This window comes from Nonomuraea sp. NPDC049028 (genome assembly GCF_043197735.1).
GTDB lineage: Bacteria > Actinomycetota > Actinomycetes > Streptosporangiales > Streptosporangiaceae > Nonomuraea.
Map to the genome: position 1 here is coordinate 584,130 of NZ_JBICTR010000004.1, position 14,518 is coordinate 598,647.

14 protein-coding genes are annotated in these 14,518 nt (G+C 69.5%); 4 read left to right on the plus strand and 10 right to left on the minus strand.

Features of this window, described 5'->3' with window-relative positions; translation table 11 throughout:
- Positions 1–38 precede the first annotated feature (38 nt).
- Complete coding sequence (locus ACGFJ2_RS18105) at positions 39–1,403, plus strand: sulfatase-like hydrolase/transferase (protein ID WP_393469504.1); 1,365 nt, start codon at positions 39–41, stop codon at positions 1,401–1,403.
- 17 nt (positions 1,404–1,420) lie between these two features.
- Here ACGFJ2_RS18105 and ACGFJ2_RS18110 read toward each other — a convergent pair whose 3' ends face one another.
- The 7 genes from ACGFJ2_RS18110 to ACGFJ2_RS18140 are packed head-to-tail and all read right to left on the minus strand — an operon-like array spanning position 1,421 to position 8,994.
- Positions 1,421–2,338 carry a formylglycine-generating enzyme family protein gene (locus ACGFJ2_RS18110; protein WP_393469507.1) on the minus strand — a complete coding sequence of 306 codons (918 nt, stop codon included), beginning with the start codon at positions 2,336–2,338 and terminating at the stop codon, positions 1,421–1,423.
- Position 2,339: 1 nt separating this feature from the next.
- Positions 2,340–3,815 carry a sulfatase gene (locus tag ACGFJ2_RS18115; protein ID WP_393469510.1) on the minus strand — a complete coding sequence of 492 codons (1,476 nt, stop codon included), beginning with the start codon at positions 3,813–3,815 and terminating at the stop codon, positions 2,340–2,342.
- Positions 3,812–5,281 (minus strand): sulfatase-like hydrolase/transferase, encoded by a 1,470-nt coding sequence (locus ACGFJ2_RS18120; RefSeq protein ID WP_393469512.1) that lies wholly within the window; start codon positions 5,279–5,281, stop codon positions 3,812–3,814. The genes ACGFJ2_RS18115 and ACGFJ2_RS18120 overlap by 4 nt, the downstream gene beginning before the upstream one ends.
- Positions 5,278–6,249: an aliphatic sulfonate ABC transporter substrate-binding protein gene (locus ACGFJ2_RS18125; protein ID WP_357952208.1), complete on the minus strand. Its 972-nt coding sequence runs from the start codon at positions 6,247–6,249 to the stop codon at positions 5,278–5,280. The genes ACGFJ2_RS18120 and ACGFJ2_RS18125 overlap by 4 nt, the downstream gene beginning before the upstream one ends.
- Complete coding sequence (locus ACGFJ2_RS18130) at positions 6,246–7,031, minus strand: ABC transporter ATP-binding protein (protein WP_393469515.1); 786 nt, start codon at positions 7,029–7,031, stop codon at positions 6,246–6,248. Before ACGFJ2_RS18130 ends, ACGFJ2_RS18125 begins: the two co-directional genes overlap by 4 nt.
- Positions 7,028–7,822, minus strand: a complete 795-nt coding sequence (locus ACGFJ2_RS18135) for an ABC transporter permease (protein WP_393469517.1) — start codon at positions 7,820–7,822, stop codon at positions 7,028–7,030. Before ACGFJ2_RS18135 ends, ACGFJ2_RS18130 begins: the two co-directional genes overlap by 4 nt.
- Positions 7,813–8,994 (minus strand): ROK family protein, encoded by a 1,182-nt coding sequence (locus ACGFJ2_RS18140; RefSeq protein ID WP_393469520.1) that lies wholly within the window; start codon positions 8,992–8,994, stop codon positions 7,813–7,815. Before ACGFJ2_RS18140 ends, ACGFJ2_RS18135 begins: the two co-directional genes overlap by 10 nt.
- 638 nt (positions 8,995–9,632) lie before the next feature.
- On the opposite strand from ACGFJ2_RS18140, the gene ACGFJ2_RS18145 reads away from it, so the two are divergent.
- Positions 9,633–10,841 carry an ice-binding family protein gene (locus ACGFJ2_RS18145; RefSeq protein ID WP_393469523.1) on the plus strand — a complete coding sequence of 403 codons (1,209 nt, stop codon included), beginning with the start codon at positions 9,633–9,635 and terminating at the stop codon, positions 10,839–10,841.
- 206 nt (positions 10,842–11,047) lie between these two features.
- Here the strand turns inward: ACGFJ2_RS18145 and ACGFJ2_RS18150 are convergent, their stop codons facing one another.
- Complete coding sequence (locus ACGFJ2_RS18150; RefSeq protein WP_393469526.1) at positions 11,048–11,179, minus strand: hypothetical protein; 132 nt, start codon at positions 11,177–11,179, stop codon at positions 11,048–11,050.
- Positions 11,180–11,425: 246 nt separating this feature from the next.
- Between ACGFJ2_RS18150 and ACGFJ2_RS18155 the strand changes: the two genes are divergently transcribed.
- Positions 11,426–12,034 carry an SUKH-4 family immunity protein gene (locus ACGFJ2_RS18155; RefSeq protein ID WP_393469528.1) on the plus strand — a complete coding sequence of 203 codons (609 nt, stop codon included), beginning with the start codon at positions 11,426–11,428 and terminating at the stop codon, positions 12,032–12,034.
- 244 nt (positions 12,035–12,278) lie between these two features.
- On the opposite strand, the gene ACGFJ2_RS18160 is transcribed toward ACGFJ2_RS18155, so the two are convergent.
- Complete coding sequence (locus tag ACGFJ2_RS18160; RefSeq protein ID WP_393469531.1) at positions 12,279–12,395, minus strand: TetR family transcriptional regulator; 117 nt, start codon at positions 12,393–12,395, stop codon at positions 12,279–12,281.
- Positions 12,396–12,558: 163 nt separating this feature from the next.
- On the minus strand, positions 12,559–13,776 hold the full coding sequence (locus ACGFJ2_RS18165) for a hypothetical protein (protein WP_393469534.1): 1,218 nt from the start codon (positions 13,774–13,776) through the stop codon (positions 12,559–12,561).
- Between the two features lie 302 nt (positions 13,777–14,078).
- Between ACGFJ2_RS18165 and ACGFJ2_RS18170 the strand changes: the two genes are divergently transcribed.
- A complete protein-coding gene (locus ACGFJ2_RS18170) occupies positions 14,079–14,501 on the plus strand; it encodes a hypothetical protein (protein ID WP_393469537.1) in 423 nt (140 codons plus the stop codon).
- The last annotated feature ends 17 nt before the right edge of the window (positions 14,502–14,518 follow it).

Genomic DNA, 14,518 nt, shown 5'->3' on the forward strand with positions numbered 1-14,518 from the left:
ACAGCCTCTCCCAACGGCCCTTCGACAGGAGCTCTTCCTTGCGCCCGAACGTGATCGTCGTCTTCACCGACCAGCAGCGGTGGGACACCGTGGGTCCCTTCACCCCGAACCTCGACCGGATGGCCCGGCACGGCACGCAGGCCACGGTCGCACTGACCCCGCAACCGGTGTGCGCGCCCGCCCGCGCGGCCCTGCAGACGGGCCGCTACCCGACCACGACCGGGGTCTACCGCAACGGCCGCGCCCTGCCCGCCGAGGAGCGCACCCTGGCGCACCACTTCGGCGCCGCCGGATACGCCACCGGCTACATCGGCAAGTGGCACCTGGCCGCCACCGAGCCGGTGCCCGAGGAGCTGCGCGGCGGCTACGGGTCGTGGCTGGCGGCCAACGCGCTGGAGCACACCTCCGACGCCTACCGCACGATCGTGTACGACGAGGCGAACGACCCCGTCTTCCTGCCCGGTTACCGCTCCGACGCCCTGGTAGACGCGGCCGTCCGGTTCGTCGCCGACCACCACGACGAGCCCTTCTTCCTCTTCCTGTCCTTCCTGGAGCCGCACCACCAGAACGAGGTGGACAACTACCCGGCCCCCGACGGCTACGAGGAGCGCTACCAGGGCCGCTGGACGCCGCCGGACCTGACCGCGCTGGGCGGCACGGCCGCCCGGCACCTGGGCGGGTACCTGGGGCAGGTCAAGCGCCTGGACGAAGGGCTGGGCCGGCTGCTCGACGCGCTGCGGAGCATGGACCTGCTCGAGGACACGATCGTCGCCTACACCTCCGACCACGGCAACCACTTCAAGACCCGCAACGGCGAGTACAAGCGGTCCTGCCACGACGCGTCGCTGCGGGTGCCGCTGGCCGTGCGCGGGCCGGGGTTCGACGGGGGCGGCGCGATCTCCCGGCCGGTCAGCGTCATCGACCTGCCGCCCACGCTGCTGGACGCGGCCGGGCTGCCCGTGCCGGAGAACATGCAGGGCCGCTCGTTCCTGCCGCTGCTCAGCGACGCCCGCGCCCCCTGGCCGGACGAGGTGTTCTTCCAGGTGAGCGAATCGGAGGTGGGGCGCGGCATCCGTACCTCGCGGTGGAAGTACTACGCCGTCGCCGAGGACGCCGACCCGGTGGCCAGCCCCGCCTCCGCCCACTACCGCGAGCAGGCCCTGTACGACCTGGACAGCGACCCGCACGAGCTGGTCAACCTGGCGGGGCACCGGTCCCATCTGGAGGTGGCGGCCGGGCTGCGCGCGCGGCTGCTGCGGCGGATCGTGGCGGCGGGCGAGGCCGAGCCGGTCATCGAGCCGGCCGTCGAAGTCGAGGCCCGGGACCAGGCGCTGACCGACCCGGCCGTCCGGTTGCGCGGTCCGGAACCGGTCAGGTTCGGCCACCAGCCGGCGATCTCATAGCGCCAGAGTCGGCGCTCTTATAGCGTCACGGTGCGGAAGCCGGCGTTGGCCATCGAGGAGTCGGGCGTGTTCGAGGACCGCGCCGCGTTGCGGTAGCGGTTGCAGTAGGAGTCGTGGCACAGGAAGGAGCCGCCGCGCAGCACCCGCGTCGTGCCACGGAGCGGGCCGCGCGGGTCGGCCGACGGGGAGTAGGCGTAGTAGTCGGGGGCGTACCAGTCCGAACACCACTCCCAGACGTTGCCGACCGTCTGCCAGAGCCCGTACGCGTTGGGCTCGAACGTGCGGACCGGAGCCGTGGTCAGGTAGCCGTCGGCCAGCGTGTTCCGGGTGGGGAAGACGCCCTGCCAGATGTTCACCCGCCACTCGTCCTCGGGCAGGTCGTCGCCCCACGGGTAGCGTGCGCCCTCGAGGCCGCCACGGGAGGCGTACTCCCATTCGGCCTCGGTCGGCAGGCGCCGGCCGGCCCACGAGCAGTAGGCGAGGGCGTCGTTCCAGCTCACATGGACCACGGGGTGGTCGGCCTCCGCCGATGACAGGGCCCCGCCGGGGTGCCGCCAGTCGGCGCCATGGACGCCGACCCACCAGGGGGTGCCGGGGACGGGGTTCATCACGTCTTCCGGGCGGGCCTGCAGCGCCAGGTGGAAGACGGCGGAGAAGCCGTACTCCTCGGCCTCCGTCCGGTAGCCGGTCGCCTCCGCGAAGGCGGCGAAGTCGGCCGTCGTCACGCAGGTCGCGTCGATCGAGAACGGCGCCAGGACCACCGGGTGGACGGGCGTCTCACCGTCGCCCCGGTTGCCGTCGCCGGTGGCGTCGCCCATCCGGAACTCGCCGCCGGGCAGGTCCACCTGCTCGATCGCGTGCGTGCCCTGTGCCGCGAACCGGGTCGGCTCCAGGGGTGTGGCCGGCGTCGCGGGTGTGCAGCAGCTGCCCGACATGTCACTCCCCGCCGGGGTGCGGCTGACCGGGGAGCGACTGGCTCGGGCGCGGCCGGCCGGGGAGCAACTGGCTGGGGACCGGTTGGCTGGGGTGCGGCTCGTCGCCGAGTGCCGCCTGCGCCTGCCACATGCGGGCCTTCATCTCCTCGCGGACCGCGAGATAGTCCGGCTCGAAGTAGACGTTGCGCAGCTCCGCGGGGTCGGCCTCCAGGTCGTACAGCTCCCATTCCCCGCTGTAGGTGAACGCGCCCGTACCGGGCAGCCCCATGCCGTCGTTGTAGAAGTAGATGATCTTGTAGCGGGACGTCCGGTAACCGTAGTGCGCCGGCGCCTTGTGGAAGACGTCGTCGTGCTCCCAGTAGCGGTAGTACATCCCCTCGGCGGGAGCCGGGCCGGGCTCGCCGGTCAGGTCCGCCAGGAAGCTGCGCCCCTGCATACGGGGATGGTGCGCCACCCCGGCCACGTCCAACACGGTCTGCGCGAAATCCACGTTCGTCACGATACCGGGGTGTACCTGACCAGCCGGTACACGCCTCGGGTAGCTCAGGACCAGCGGCATCCGCAGCGACTCCTCGTACATGAAGCGCTTGTCGAACCAGCCGTGATCCCCCAGGAAGAAGCCCTGGTCGGAGCAGTACATCAGGAGCGTGTCCGCGAAGTCGCCACGGGCCCGGAGCCAGTCGACGACCCGGCCCACGTTGTCGTCGACCGAGGCGACGACGGCCAGGTAGTCCTCCATGTAGCGCTGATATTTCCACAGCGCCAGCTCCTCGTAGGACAGCCCCTCGGGCGGATCCTGCTTGAGGTCCTCGGCGTTCAGGTGCTCGGCGATCCGCATCGCCGCCCGCCGCGCCGAGGACGAGCGCGTCGCGTGGTCATCGGTGAACGTCGCCGGCACCGGGATGGGCTCGGTGTACATCCCGGCGTGCTTCTCGTCGGGCTCCCACGGGCGGTGCGGCGCCTTGTGGTAGATCAGCAGGCACCACGGGTCGTCGCCGTCGAGCCCGTCGGCCCACGACAGCGCCAGGTCGGTGATGAGGTCGGTGGCGTAGCCGGGGACGGTCCGCAGGCCCTCTTTCGAGAGGAATCGCGGATCGACGTACTCCCCTTGCTCGATCAGCACGTCCCAGTAGTCGAACCCCTGCGGATCATGACCGGGGCCGTCCCCCATGTGCCATTTGCCGACGATGGCCGTCCGGTACCCGGCGTCCCGCAGCAGGCTCACGAACGTCGGCTGGGCGGCGTCGATGGGCGTGACGAGCGTCGAGACGCCGTTGACGTGCGAGTACGTGCCGGTCAGGATGCTGGCCCGGCTCGGCGAGCAGAGCGCGTTGGTCGCGAAGCAGTTGTCGAACCGGGCCCCGGACGCCGCGATCTCGTCGATGCGCGGCGTCCGGTTGACCACCGACCCGTACGCGCCGACGGCGTGCGAGGCGTGGTCGTCGGTGAGGATCATGACGATGTTGGGCCGTCTCACCGGTAGGTCGCCTCGTCCAGCCCGCTCATCGTCGGGTCGTAGGAGACGTCGCCGACGTCGTACATCGACGTCATCCAGTGGTAGAAGTTGTCACCCCGATCCCGCAGCACCTGGTACAGCCGCCGCATCAGCCGGCCGCGCACCGCCTCCATCTCGGGATGCGCGTAGACATTGAGCAGTTCGTCCGGGTCGGTGAACAGGTCGTACAGCTCGTTCGTCGAGTCCGGGTTGACGACCAGCTTGTAGCGGTCGGTCCGGATCATCCGCTGCGGGTACGGGAAGTGGTGCCCGTGGAACTCGCAGACGATGTCCTGCTCCCACGCCACCTCGTCGGCGGACGCGAGCGGCACGAGGCTGCGCGAGTCGACGGCCGGAGCGGGGTCGATCCCGGCCAGTTCGAGGATGGTCGCCGTGCAGTCCAGCAGGCTGACGAACTCCGACCGGACGACTCCGGGCTCCTGCCCCGGAACGCGGAGCAGGCCGGGCGTGCGGTAGATGTCCTCGTACATCGCCGGGCCCTTGTCATGCAGCCGGTGCGCGCCGGTGAACTCGCCGTGATCGCAGGTGAAGAACACGGCCGTGTCGTCGACCAGCCCGAGGCGCCGCATGGCGTCCATGACCCGGCCGATCTGGGCGTCGATGAGCGCGACGTACCCCCAGTAGACGGCGATGAGCTTGCGCGTCACCTCCAGCGGCATGGTGTCGAACGTCCAGTGCGCGCTGTAGTTGGCCTGCACCGCGGGCTTGCCGGCGAAGGTCTCGGCGATCGACTTGGGCAGCTCGACCAGCTCGGGGTCGAACATGTCGAAGTACTCGTCCGGCACGATGTACGGCAGGTGCGGCCCGAAGAAGTTGAGCTGCAGGAAGAAGGGCCGCTCGTCGGCCGCGTACCGCTCCAGCATCTCGATCGTCCGCGTCGCCAGGTAGTGCTCGAACGTCGCCTCCACCGGCTGACGCAGCCGCGCGGCGAGCAGGTTGCCCGGCCCGCCGTTGGGCAGCGTCCCTCGGATGTGGTCGTGGATCTCGTACGGCGGCAGCCCGTTGGCCGCCAGGTAGTCCAGATAGTCGGGGTGGTCCACGGGGTTGTGCCACCCCGGCAGGTCCGGCCCGTCGAAGCCGAAGTCGGCCGCCCGCCGGTGGTGCCCGACGTGCCACTTGCCGATGAGCCCGCAGTTGTACCCGGCCTCGCGCAGCGCCTCGGAGAAGGAGTACTGCCCGTCGGGCAGGTCCTCCATGTAGCCGACGTTGCGCTCGTGGTTGGCCAGCAGCTTGTGCCGGAACGGCGCCTGCCCGGTGAGCAGGCTCGCCCGCGCGGGCGTGCAGATCGCGGTGGGGGTGTACCAGCGGTCGAACCGGGTTCCGGTCCTGGCCAGCTCGTCGAGGACGGGGGTGGCGGCCAGGCGGTTGCCGTACGCGCCGAGGGTGTCGACGCGGTGCTGGTCGGTCATCAGGAACAGGATGTTCACTTGGCGGCGCCCGTGAACAGGTCGGCCGTGTAGTAGGTCTTGGGGGCGACGGCTCCGGTGAGCTTGCCCGCGCCGACGAAGTAGTCGTTCATGCCGGTCAGCCACTTGTCGATGGTGCCGTCCTTGGTGTAGCCGTCCAGTTCGGACAGCGACAGCACCTTGGAGTTGGCCGCGTCGGCCTTCACCTGCTCGGCCGGCTGGTTGAGCATCTTGGCGGTCGCGGCGATGGTCTCGTCGAGGTGCTCGCTGCGGTACTGGATCGCGTCGCGGAGCACGGCGATGACCTTCTGGGTCTTGCCCTGGTCCTTGGCGACGACGTCGTTGCCGGCCACGAACGCGGTCGGAAAGGACACCGTGTCGGCGAAGTCCTCGTTCTTGGCCAGCTCGACCAGGTCCGGAACGGCCTTCTTGATCGTGGCGATGGCCGGATACCAGAAGCCGGCCGCGTCGATCTGCTTGGAGGTGAACGCCGAGACGATCGTCGCCGCGTCCATCGGGACGATCTTGACGTCGGTCTTCGCCAGCCCGGCCTTCTTCAGGGCGAGCGTGAGGATCATGTCGCCGGAGGTGCCCTCGGGCACACCGATCGTCTTGCCCTTCAGGTCGGCCATCGAGCCCGTACCGGCCTGCGCGATGACGCGGTCGGCGTTGCCGAGCGTGTTCATCGCGACGACCTTGGCCTTGCCGGTGGCCGGCAGCCACATGGCGCCCGGCCCGATGTAGCCGAAGTCGAGGTCGCCGGTGCCCAGCGCCTGGATCTGCAGCGGGCCGTTGGTGAAGACGCTGGTCTTCGCGTCGATACCGTGCTTCTTCCACAGGCCCTGCTGGTCGGCGACGGCGAGCAGGCTGGCGCCGTTGAAGTCGCCGATGTAGCCGAAGTTGACCTGGGTGCCGGCGTCGCCTGACGAGCAGGCGGCCGTGCCGAGCGCCAGCATGACGGCGGCAGCGGCGATGGATGTCTTTCTCATTGCGCGGGCTCCTTGACTTGCCGCTGGTGGTACACCGAATGCCAGACGCGGTTGCGCAGGTTCCCGAACTCGGGACTCAGGCGCATGTCCTCGTCGCGCGGATAGGGGAGGTCGACGTCGATGACATCGGCGATGCGGCCGGGCCGCGCGGCCATCACGACCACCCGGTTGGCGAGGAACACCGCCTCGTCCACGTCATGGGTGATGAACATGACCGTCCGCCGCTCCTGGCTCCACGTCTCCAGGAGCTGCTCCTGCAGCCGCACCCGGGTCAGCGCGTCCAGCGCGCCGAAGGGCTCGTCCATGAGCAGGATCGACGGGTTGACCGCGTACGCGCGGGCGATGGCGCAGCGCTGCTTCATGCCGCCGGACAGCGTCTTGGGCAGCGCGTCCGCGAACCGCTCCAAGCCGACCAGGCCGATGAAGTGCTCGGCCCGCCGGCGCCGCTCGTCCTTGGGCACCTTGGCGGTACGCAGGCCGAACTCGACGTTCTCGCGGACGGTCAGCCACGGGAACAGCGCGTACTGCTGGAAGATCACCCCGCGCTCGGGGCCAGGACCCGAGACCGGCTTGCCGTCGACGAGCGCGGCGCCGCCGGTGGGCTGCTCCAGCCCGGCGAGGATGTTGAGCAGCGTGCTCTTGCCGCAGCCGGAGGGCCCGACGACGGTCACGAACTCGTTGTCGGCGATGTCGAGCGAGACGCCGCCGAGGGCGACGAAGTCCTCCTTGCCGACGGGGTAGACCTTTTCGATGTCGCGTACGGAGATCTTGGGCGTGGTCATCGGCTCTCCTGCCAGGCCGTCAGCTTGTTGCCGGCCAGCATGAGCAGCCGGTCCATGATCAGGCCGAGGATCCCGATCGTGATGATGCCGACGAAGATCGTCGGCAGGTCGTAGTAGAGCTGCGCGTTCTGCATCCGGTGCCCGAGCCCCGCCTGCGCGGCCAGCAGCTCGGCGGCCACCAGCGTGCCCCAGGCCGAGCCGAGCCCGACCCGCATCCCGACGAGGATGAACGGCGTCGAGGCCGGCACCACGACCCGCGCGAAGATCGTCCCGTCCCCCGCGCCGAGGACCCGCGCGGCGTTGACGAGGGTCCGGTCCACGTTCACCACGCCCTGGTAGGTCGAGATGACGCAGGCCAGGAACGCCGCCAGGAAGATGACGAAGATCTTCGGGCTCTCGCCGATGCCCATCAGGACCAGCACCAGCGGCAGCATCGCCAGCGGCGGGACGGTCCTGAAGAACTGGATCCACGGCTCGAACAGGCCGCGCGCGATCGTGTACCACCCCATGAGGAAGCCGATCAGGACCGCCGCGACCGAGCCGAGCGCGAACCCGGCCAGCACCCGCCCGAGCGAGGCGCCGACGTCGGTGACGAGTGTGCCGTCCAGGAGCATCCGCCAGGCGGCCGCGACGACCTCGCCCGGGGTCGGGAACTGCAGCCCGGCCAGGGACAGCCCCCACCAGATCGCCAGCCCGGCCACCACCGAGCCGATGTTGAGCATCAGCAGGGTACGGCTCTTGCGGGGGCGGACCTTCGTGGCCGCCGCCGCTTCCGTAGTGATCACGGCCACCTGTGGCCTCCGTCCGTTGTGACGTTCGCTTCGTATCCGGCCAGCAGCGGGGACTCGTGGAACAGGGCCGCGATGGCGCCGAGCGCGCCGCCGTCGTCCGCCAGCAGGGCGGCGCGGATCACCGGCGCCGCGTCGGTCAGCCACGACAGTTCGTACGTGACCGTGGCCGCGACCTGCTGCACCAGCGTGGGCGCGATCGTGACGATCTCGCCGGCGAGCACGATCTCGCTGGGGTTGAGCGTCATCGCGGCGGTGCCGAGCACCCGGCCGACCGCCGCGCCGGCCGCGCGCAGCACCTGGTCGACGACCGGGTGCGCGATCTCCACGGCGGCCCGCAGGTCGTCGAGCGTCTCCATCGGCAGGCCGAGCTCGCGGCAGCGCCCGAGGATCGCCGGGACCGACGCGACGGTCTCCACGCAGCCGCGCTTGCCGCACCGGCACTGCGCGCCGCCGGGCACGACGGTCACATGGCCGAGCTCTCCGGCGTAGCCCTTGGAGCCTCGTACGAGCTGGCCGCCCACCACGAGCCCGCCGCCGACGCCGTCGGACAGGCGCAGGTAAATGAGGTCGCGTACGGAGTCCGACTGGGCGTGCAGCGCCTCGGCCAGCCCCGCGAAGCGCACGTTGTTGTCGACGATCACGGCGGTGTGGAAGCGCTCGGCGAACAGCTCCGCCACCCCGTCGGCGCGCGAGCGGTCACCCCAGCCCGGCACGCCGATCCCGATGGCCTGGAGGGCGCCGTAGTGGACACCGGTGTCGGCGCTGATCCGCTCGATCAGCGCCAGCCCGGCCTCGACCCGCTCGGGCCACTGCGCCGACTCCTCGTAGCGCGAGGTGCCGGACGCGATGATGTCGTGCGCCGCGTCGGCCACCAGGACGTTCACCCGCCGGTGGCCGAAGTCGACGCCCATGTACTGCCCCGAACCGGGGTCCAGCGCGAGCCGCTCGGCCGGCCGGCCGCTGCCGACGCGCTCGACGGCGTCGGTGTCGACGACCTGGATCGCGCCGCGCCCGATCAGGTCACTGGTGATCTCGGAGACCGTGGTGCGCGACAGGCCGACCCGCGTCGCGATCTCGCTGCGGCTCTGCGCGCCGTGCTGGCGTAGCAGGCGCAGCACTCTCTCCTCATGGGAGCGACGGACGAGCGCGTGGGCTCCATTGGGCGTTGACACGCTGGAAACCTATGGTTTGCCCATTTTTTACGTCAACCTTCCGGCAGAAAGAATCCGGAAATCTGTCGCAGGGCCGACGAAAACGTCTGACCAGCGCTTACGGGTCGGGCTACTGGCAACGGGGAGCTGTCGGCGCCTCGATGGAGGAACCCCGCGCCCGTCCATGGTTTCTGCGGCGCTCGCCGTAGGACCCCTGCCGACCGCAGCCCGCGACCCCACGCCTATGTCCCGCTATCTCACGACTATGTATCGCCTCTCCCGTCCACCGGACCCGTCAAGATCGGCCCTCCAGCGTGCGGCGCGGGACGTCGATCAACTTCCCATCATGACGAGAAACGCGAGGTCCGGGGGGTCCGAGCGCCGGAAGGAAGCGCGTACCCGGATCTGACTGCGGTTTTCCACAGCTCACCCGCCGTGGTGTCGCGACGTGAATCGTGCGTCACGGGCTGACAGCGAAATTCGGCGCCATAGCCATCCCAAGGATCGGGCTGATCCCGGTGAACCCCGGCTGTCTTGTATCCCGTGTCAGTGATCAAGGAAAGAAGTCTTGTCATCCACAGAGCACGCCACCCCCGCACCGGGCCGATGTGGGGACTACAAGATCACTATCCGCAACTCCGTCCATAGGTGAGGGACGTATGAACAGACTTGTCTCGGCAATGCTGCGATATGCCAGGGGTTCGACCTTCGCGACCACCGGTGTGGCCGCCCCGGCACAGATCGGCTTTCCTGGCTCTTCCCGGCTGGCGGCCGGTTTCGCGCTCATTCCCGTCGTGACCATGCTCCTTACCGCGCAAGCCAGGGCGTGCACCCCGGACGAGCCGGTGGGGCTCGGCAGCGCCGCGAACTTCGCGGTTCTGGGTGCCAGCACCGTCACCAACACCGGCGAGACCGTCATCACCGGCGACCTCGGGCTGAGCCCGGGCACGTCGGTCACCGGTTTCCCGCCCGGCACCGTGGTCGGCGGTGCCATCCACGTGGCCGACACCGCCGCCGCCCACGCCCAGGTCGACCTGACCGCCGCCTACAACGACGCCGCCTCTCGTACTCCCGCCACCACCATCGGGACAGAGCTCGGCGGGACCACCGTGAAACCAGGGGTCTACAACTCCGCCGCGGGCACCTTCGGGATCACCGGAAACCTGACCCTCGACGCGCAGGGAGACCCGGACGCGGTCTTCATCTTCCAGGCGGCCTCCACCCTTATCACCGCCTCCTCCAGCGCGGTGATCCTCACCGGCGGCGCCAAGGCCGCCAACGTCATCTGGCAGGTCGGCAGCTCGGCCACGCTGGGTACCGGCTCCAGCCTGGCCGGGAACGTCCTCGCGCTGACCTCGATCACCGTGACCACCGGCGTGAACGTGAACGGTCGCGTCCTGGCCCGCAACGGCGCCGTCACCCTGGACACCAACGCCATCAGCCGGTCCACCGGCGCACTGTCCATCAACGTGCCCGGCAGCGCGAACCCGGGTTCCGCAGCAGCCGGCGCCGCCAACGTGTCGGGCCCGCTCGGCGAGATCACCGTGACCGACACCCGCGGTGACCCGAACGCCGCCTGGACCGCGACCGTCGACTCCACGGACTTCACCACTGGCGGCGCCACCGCCCCCGAGACCATCGCGAAGAGATCCGTCAACTACTCCCCGGGCCCGGCCATCAACACGACCGGTAGCGCGACATTCACTCCCGGAACGGCCGGCGGCCTCGGCTCCGCGCGTATCGCCTTCTCCGCCGCCGACGGCGCGGGGAACAACTCCGCCACCTGGAACCCGACGATCACCGTGGCCTTGCCGGCCGATGTCGTCGCCGGGACCTACACCGGCGCCATCACCCACTCGGCCGCCTAGTGCCTTCGTCACAGCTTGATGGGGTGGGCGGCGAGCCGTGCGCCCCAGGTGGGCGTGCGTGCCGAGTAGCCACGCCGCGCTACCGTACACCGATACGGTGGAGCCGCCGAAGATCTGAGCCACCATGGCCACCGGGGACCACATCCCCGTGAGCAGCGGCAGCCAGCGGAACGCGCCGGGCAGGAGCACGAGTAGTCCCGCCGGAATCACCCGGGTCCCCCCTCTCCGGCGGCGCAGGTGGACATGACCATCCAGACAAAGGCGAAGAGCCCCACGACGAACAGCATCCCGGTGACGGTGTCGAGCGTCTGGACGCCCTCCTGGATCTTGTCTCCCACGATGGGGCTACCGGCCGCCCAGGCCGCGGCCCCGACGGCAAGGAGCAGCCCGGCGAGCCGGCTTCACAACGCGCGAACTGACCGCAGCTGATCGGGGAGAATGTCCGATGCCCGTCGTCAACGGCACTGGGACGTGCCAGAGCGTTCACGTCGCAAACCTCGATCCGCAACGCTGTTGTTGTGGCCGCTTCCATCCACTAATATCCCCACGGCGCCCGTGCCGCCGCCGAGTTCGGAGTTCCGGCAGTGCTTTTCGACGTCACCCGCAGCGAACTCGCCGACATCTTCGGCGCGGACCGGCTCGCGGCCCTGCCCGCCACCGCCTTCCCGCCCTCCGCCGCAGGCACCGAGGGCGCCCGCCTCCTGCAGACCGTCGGCGTCCCCACCGGGACGCTCTGGCTGCATGAGGCCGACGAGGACTCCGGTCGGCTGCCCCTCGTCCGGGACGTCGTCGACGCCGAGGACGTCTCGGGGGACGCGGGCGAATGGCCCGTCATCGGCTGGCTGCTCAACGCCCACCTTGCCCTCGACCCCGGCTCCGGCAAGGTGCACGCCTTCGACACCGACGAGGAGACCGTGCGGGAACTCCACACGGACGTCTCCTCCCTCGTCCAGGTCACCCTCCGGTTCCAGCGCCTGCTCGAGGAGTTCACCTTCAGCGGCGACGACGGAGACGAGGAAGCCGACTTCGAGCGCCTGGAACGCGAGGTTGAGCGTATCCGTCAGGAGACGAGCAGCATTGACCCGCTCCCCTTCCAGGACGACGAGACCGTCTGGTCGGTAGTCGGCGAGGAGATCGCCGTGGGCCAGCGCTTCAAGGGCACCAGCCCGGGAGCCCGCTCGCTCTACGGGTGATCGCCGGCCGATGTCGCCCACAAACCGCGGTCTGCGCGGTGCGGCGCGTTCGTGAGCGGCACGGCGAACCGCCTGCAGGACGTCTCGATCGCTTACGACGTTGCCGCCCCCACCTATGCGCGGCTGTTCCGAGACTCGCTGCGAGACAGTCCCCTGGACCGCGCGATCTTGGGTGCCTTCGCCGAGGTCGTCAGTGCGGGTGGGGACGGTCAGGTCGCGGACCTGGGATGTGGGCCTGGCCATATCACCGCACATCTGGACGAACTGGGGCGGCGTACATGCTGGTGCGGCTGATACCCATGGCGTCGGTCAGGTCGGTGAGGCTGGCGCCCTCGTAGCCCTGCTCCCAGAAGACGCGCATGGCCTGGTCGAGCGCCTTCTCGACAATGAACAGGCCACCACTTCAGCCGCTTACGAAGGTCCCGTTCGGCGCGGACTCGATCATTCCGGAGTCCGTCCCCGCCGGAGGCGGATCTTGGTTCGAGGCGTCAACGCCACGGGGTGCATCGCGAAGTGCCCGGGGTTCAGCCGGTGACCCGGGCCAGGAACTGGCCCTTGGCGTGCTCGTCGGTCTCCCGGGTGCCTAAGCCGGTGGCCCACAGGCCGCCGCCCGGCACAGCGCCGAGCTGCTTGATCCGGTAGTCGTCGAGCAGCGGCGGCTTCGGCGCCTGCTGCCAGGCGGTGCCGTTCCAGCGCAGCAGCACACCGACGCTGCGCGCGGTGGCGTCGTCCTGCCCGCTGCCTCCGGCCCACACCTCGGTGCCGTTCCAGGCCAGCGAGGTGATGGAGGATCCGTACCAGCCGGTGATCGCCGGGGTCGGCGTCACCGTCCACGCGCTACCGTTCCAACGCATGGCGAACGCCTCGCGCTTCTTAACTGAAATGCCGTTGGCCTCGTAGGTGGTCCGCTGACCGGCCGCCCACACCTCGCCGGACCGCGCGGCCACCGCGTCCAGGGCGGTCTCGACCAGCGCTTCCTTCGGCGGATCCGGTAGCCGGGTCCAGGTGTGGCCGTCCCAGTGCAGCACCAGGGTGTGCGCATCGGTGCTCGGCCCGTAGCGGTTGGTGGTGCCGACCGCCCAGACGTTGTCCGGTGCCAGAGCATGCACCGCGCTCAGGTCGGTGTTGCCCGCGAGCGGCGGGAGGCTCATCTTCTGCCAGGCGGTGCCGCTCCAGCGGATCACACCCGCCGTGGAAACCTCACTGCTTGACTGGTAGGACCTGCCGACCGCGAAGGCGGTGCCGCCCACCGCGGCGACATCATCAAGGTAGAAAGGGTTGTTCTGTTCGGTCGGGTACGGAGTGAGGGTCCAGGCCGTACCGTTCCAGTGGTAGGCGATGGTCGAACCGGTGGCCCACACGTCGTTCGCCGCGGCGGCCGACACCGAGGTCAGCGCGCCCCGGCAGTTGATATCCGGCCGGTCGTTCACCCAGTTCTGACCGTTCCAGCGGAACAGATCGGGGCAGACCGCACCCGCCGGCGGGTTCGGCCAGCCCTCCATCCGCACCTGCCCCACAGCCCAAGCTTGGGTGCCGCTCAGCGCGGCGACATCGTTGAGTTCCTTGAGTTGCTTCTCGGATTCGACGTACCCGTAGGGAAAGGACAGCTGGTCCCAGACCGGCGCGAGTGTCGCGCCCGCAGGGGCCGCGGTCGCCAGGCTCGCGGTCGTCAGGCTCGCGGTGAGCGCGACCGCGCCGAGAATTCTGCTGGATGTCAGGGATAATATTTTTCGCTTGGTCACGAACGATTTCGTACCATCGCCGATCAGCGGCGCCCATGGCCTAGGGAATGCATAGGGGGCCCTGGAGAAACCATAGGGGCCCTAGGGGTGCTCCACTGGCGCGTCCATTATCGATAGGCAGCGGAACTTCATGTCCGTCCACAGGTCACCGGGCATTTCATGCCTGATACCTACTCCCTTTGGTGTAGCTCGTACAGCGAACGGTGCAAGGTCAAATGACGATCAACGGACGACGCGCTCCCGCTGCGGTCCGGCCTACCGTTTCTCGTCGAGATAGCCGGATGAGAACTGGAGGAATCGCCATGAGCAAGAAAGTGATCACTGCGATCGCCGGGCTGAGCTTGACGGCCGGTTTGCTGGGATTGGTCGGCGTGCCGGCTGGTGCCCAGGCTGGCACGGCCAGTCAGGCCACCGCTGCGATGGCCGCGCCGAAGCCGCCGAAGGGCGCCAGGGCGGTGCTTCAGGTCAGCCCCAATCCCACCACCAAGCGAGGCCAGGAGGTGACGATCACCGGCAACTGCGGCGGTGGCAAAGAGCTCAAGGCGGTGCTCGCCGGGATCAACAGAGCGCGCCCGCTGCTGCAGAACATCCGCATCATTGACGACAACCCGCAGGGATTCGTGGTGAAGGCGACCCTCGCCCCCACGATCGGTAACGGCGTCGGTCCCGTTTTCGTCGACTGTGGCGACGAGGCAGGCGTGACCCTCCTGGTCACCCACGTCTGATCCGAACCTTCCCACCT

Excerpts from the sequence above, each read along its gene's own strand:
- ACGFJ2_RS18160 (WP_393469531.1), bottom strand. The coding sequence starts at position 12,395 with ATGCGCGTCTTCTGGGAGCAGGGCTACGAGGGCGCCAGCCTCACCGAC.
- ACGFJ2_RS18170 (WP_393469537.1), top strand. The coding sequence starts at position 14,079 with ATGAGCAAGAAAGTGATCACTGCGATCGCCGGGCTGAGCTTGACGGCC.
- ACGFJ2_RS18110 (WP_393469507.1), bottom strand. The coding sequence starts at position 2,338 with ATGTCGGGCAGCTGCTGCACACCCGCGACGCCGGCCACACCCCTGGAG.
- ACGFJ2_RS18125 (WP_357952208.1), bottom strand. The coding sequence starts at position 6,249 with ATGAGAAAGACATCCATCGCCGCTGCCGCCGTCATGCTGGCGCTCGGC.
- ACGFJ2_RS18130 (WP_393469515.1), bottom strand. The coding sequence starts at position 7,031 with ATGACCACGCCCAAGATCTCCGTACGCGACATCGAAAAGGTCTACCCC.
- ACGFJ2_RS18145 (WP_393469523.1), top strand. The coding sequence starts at position 9,633 with ATGAACAGACTTGTCTCGGCAATGCTGCGATATGCCAGGGGTTCGACC.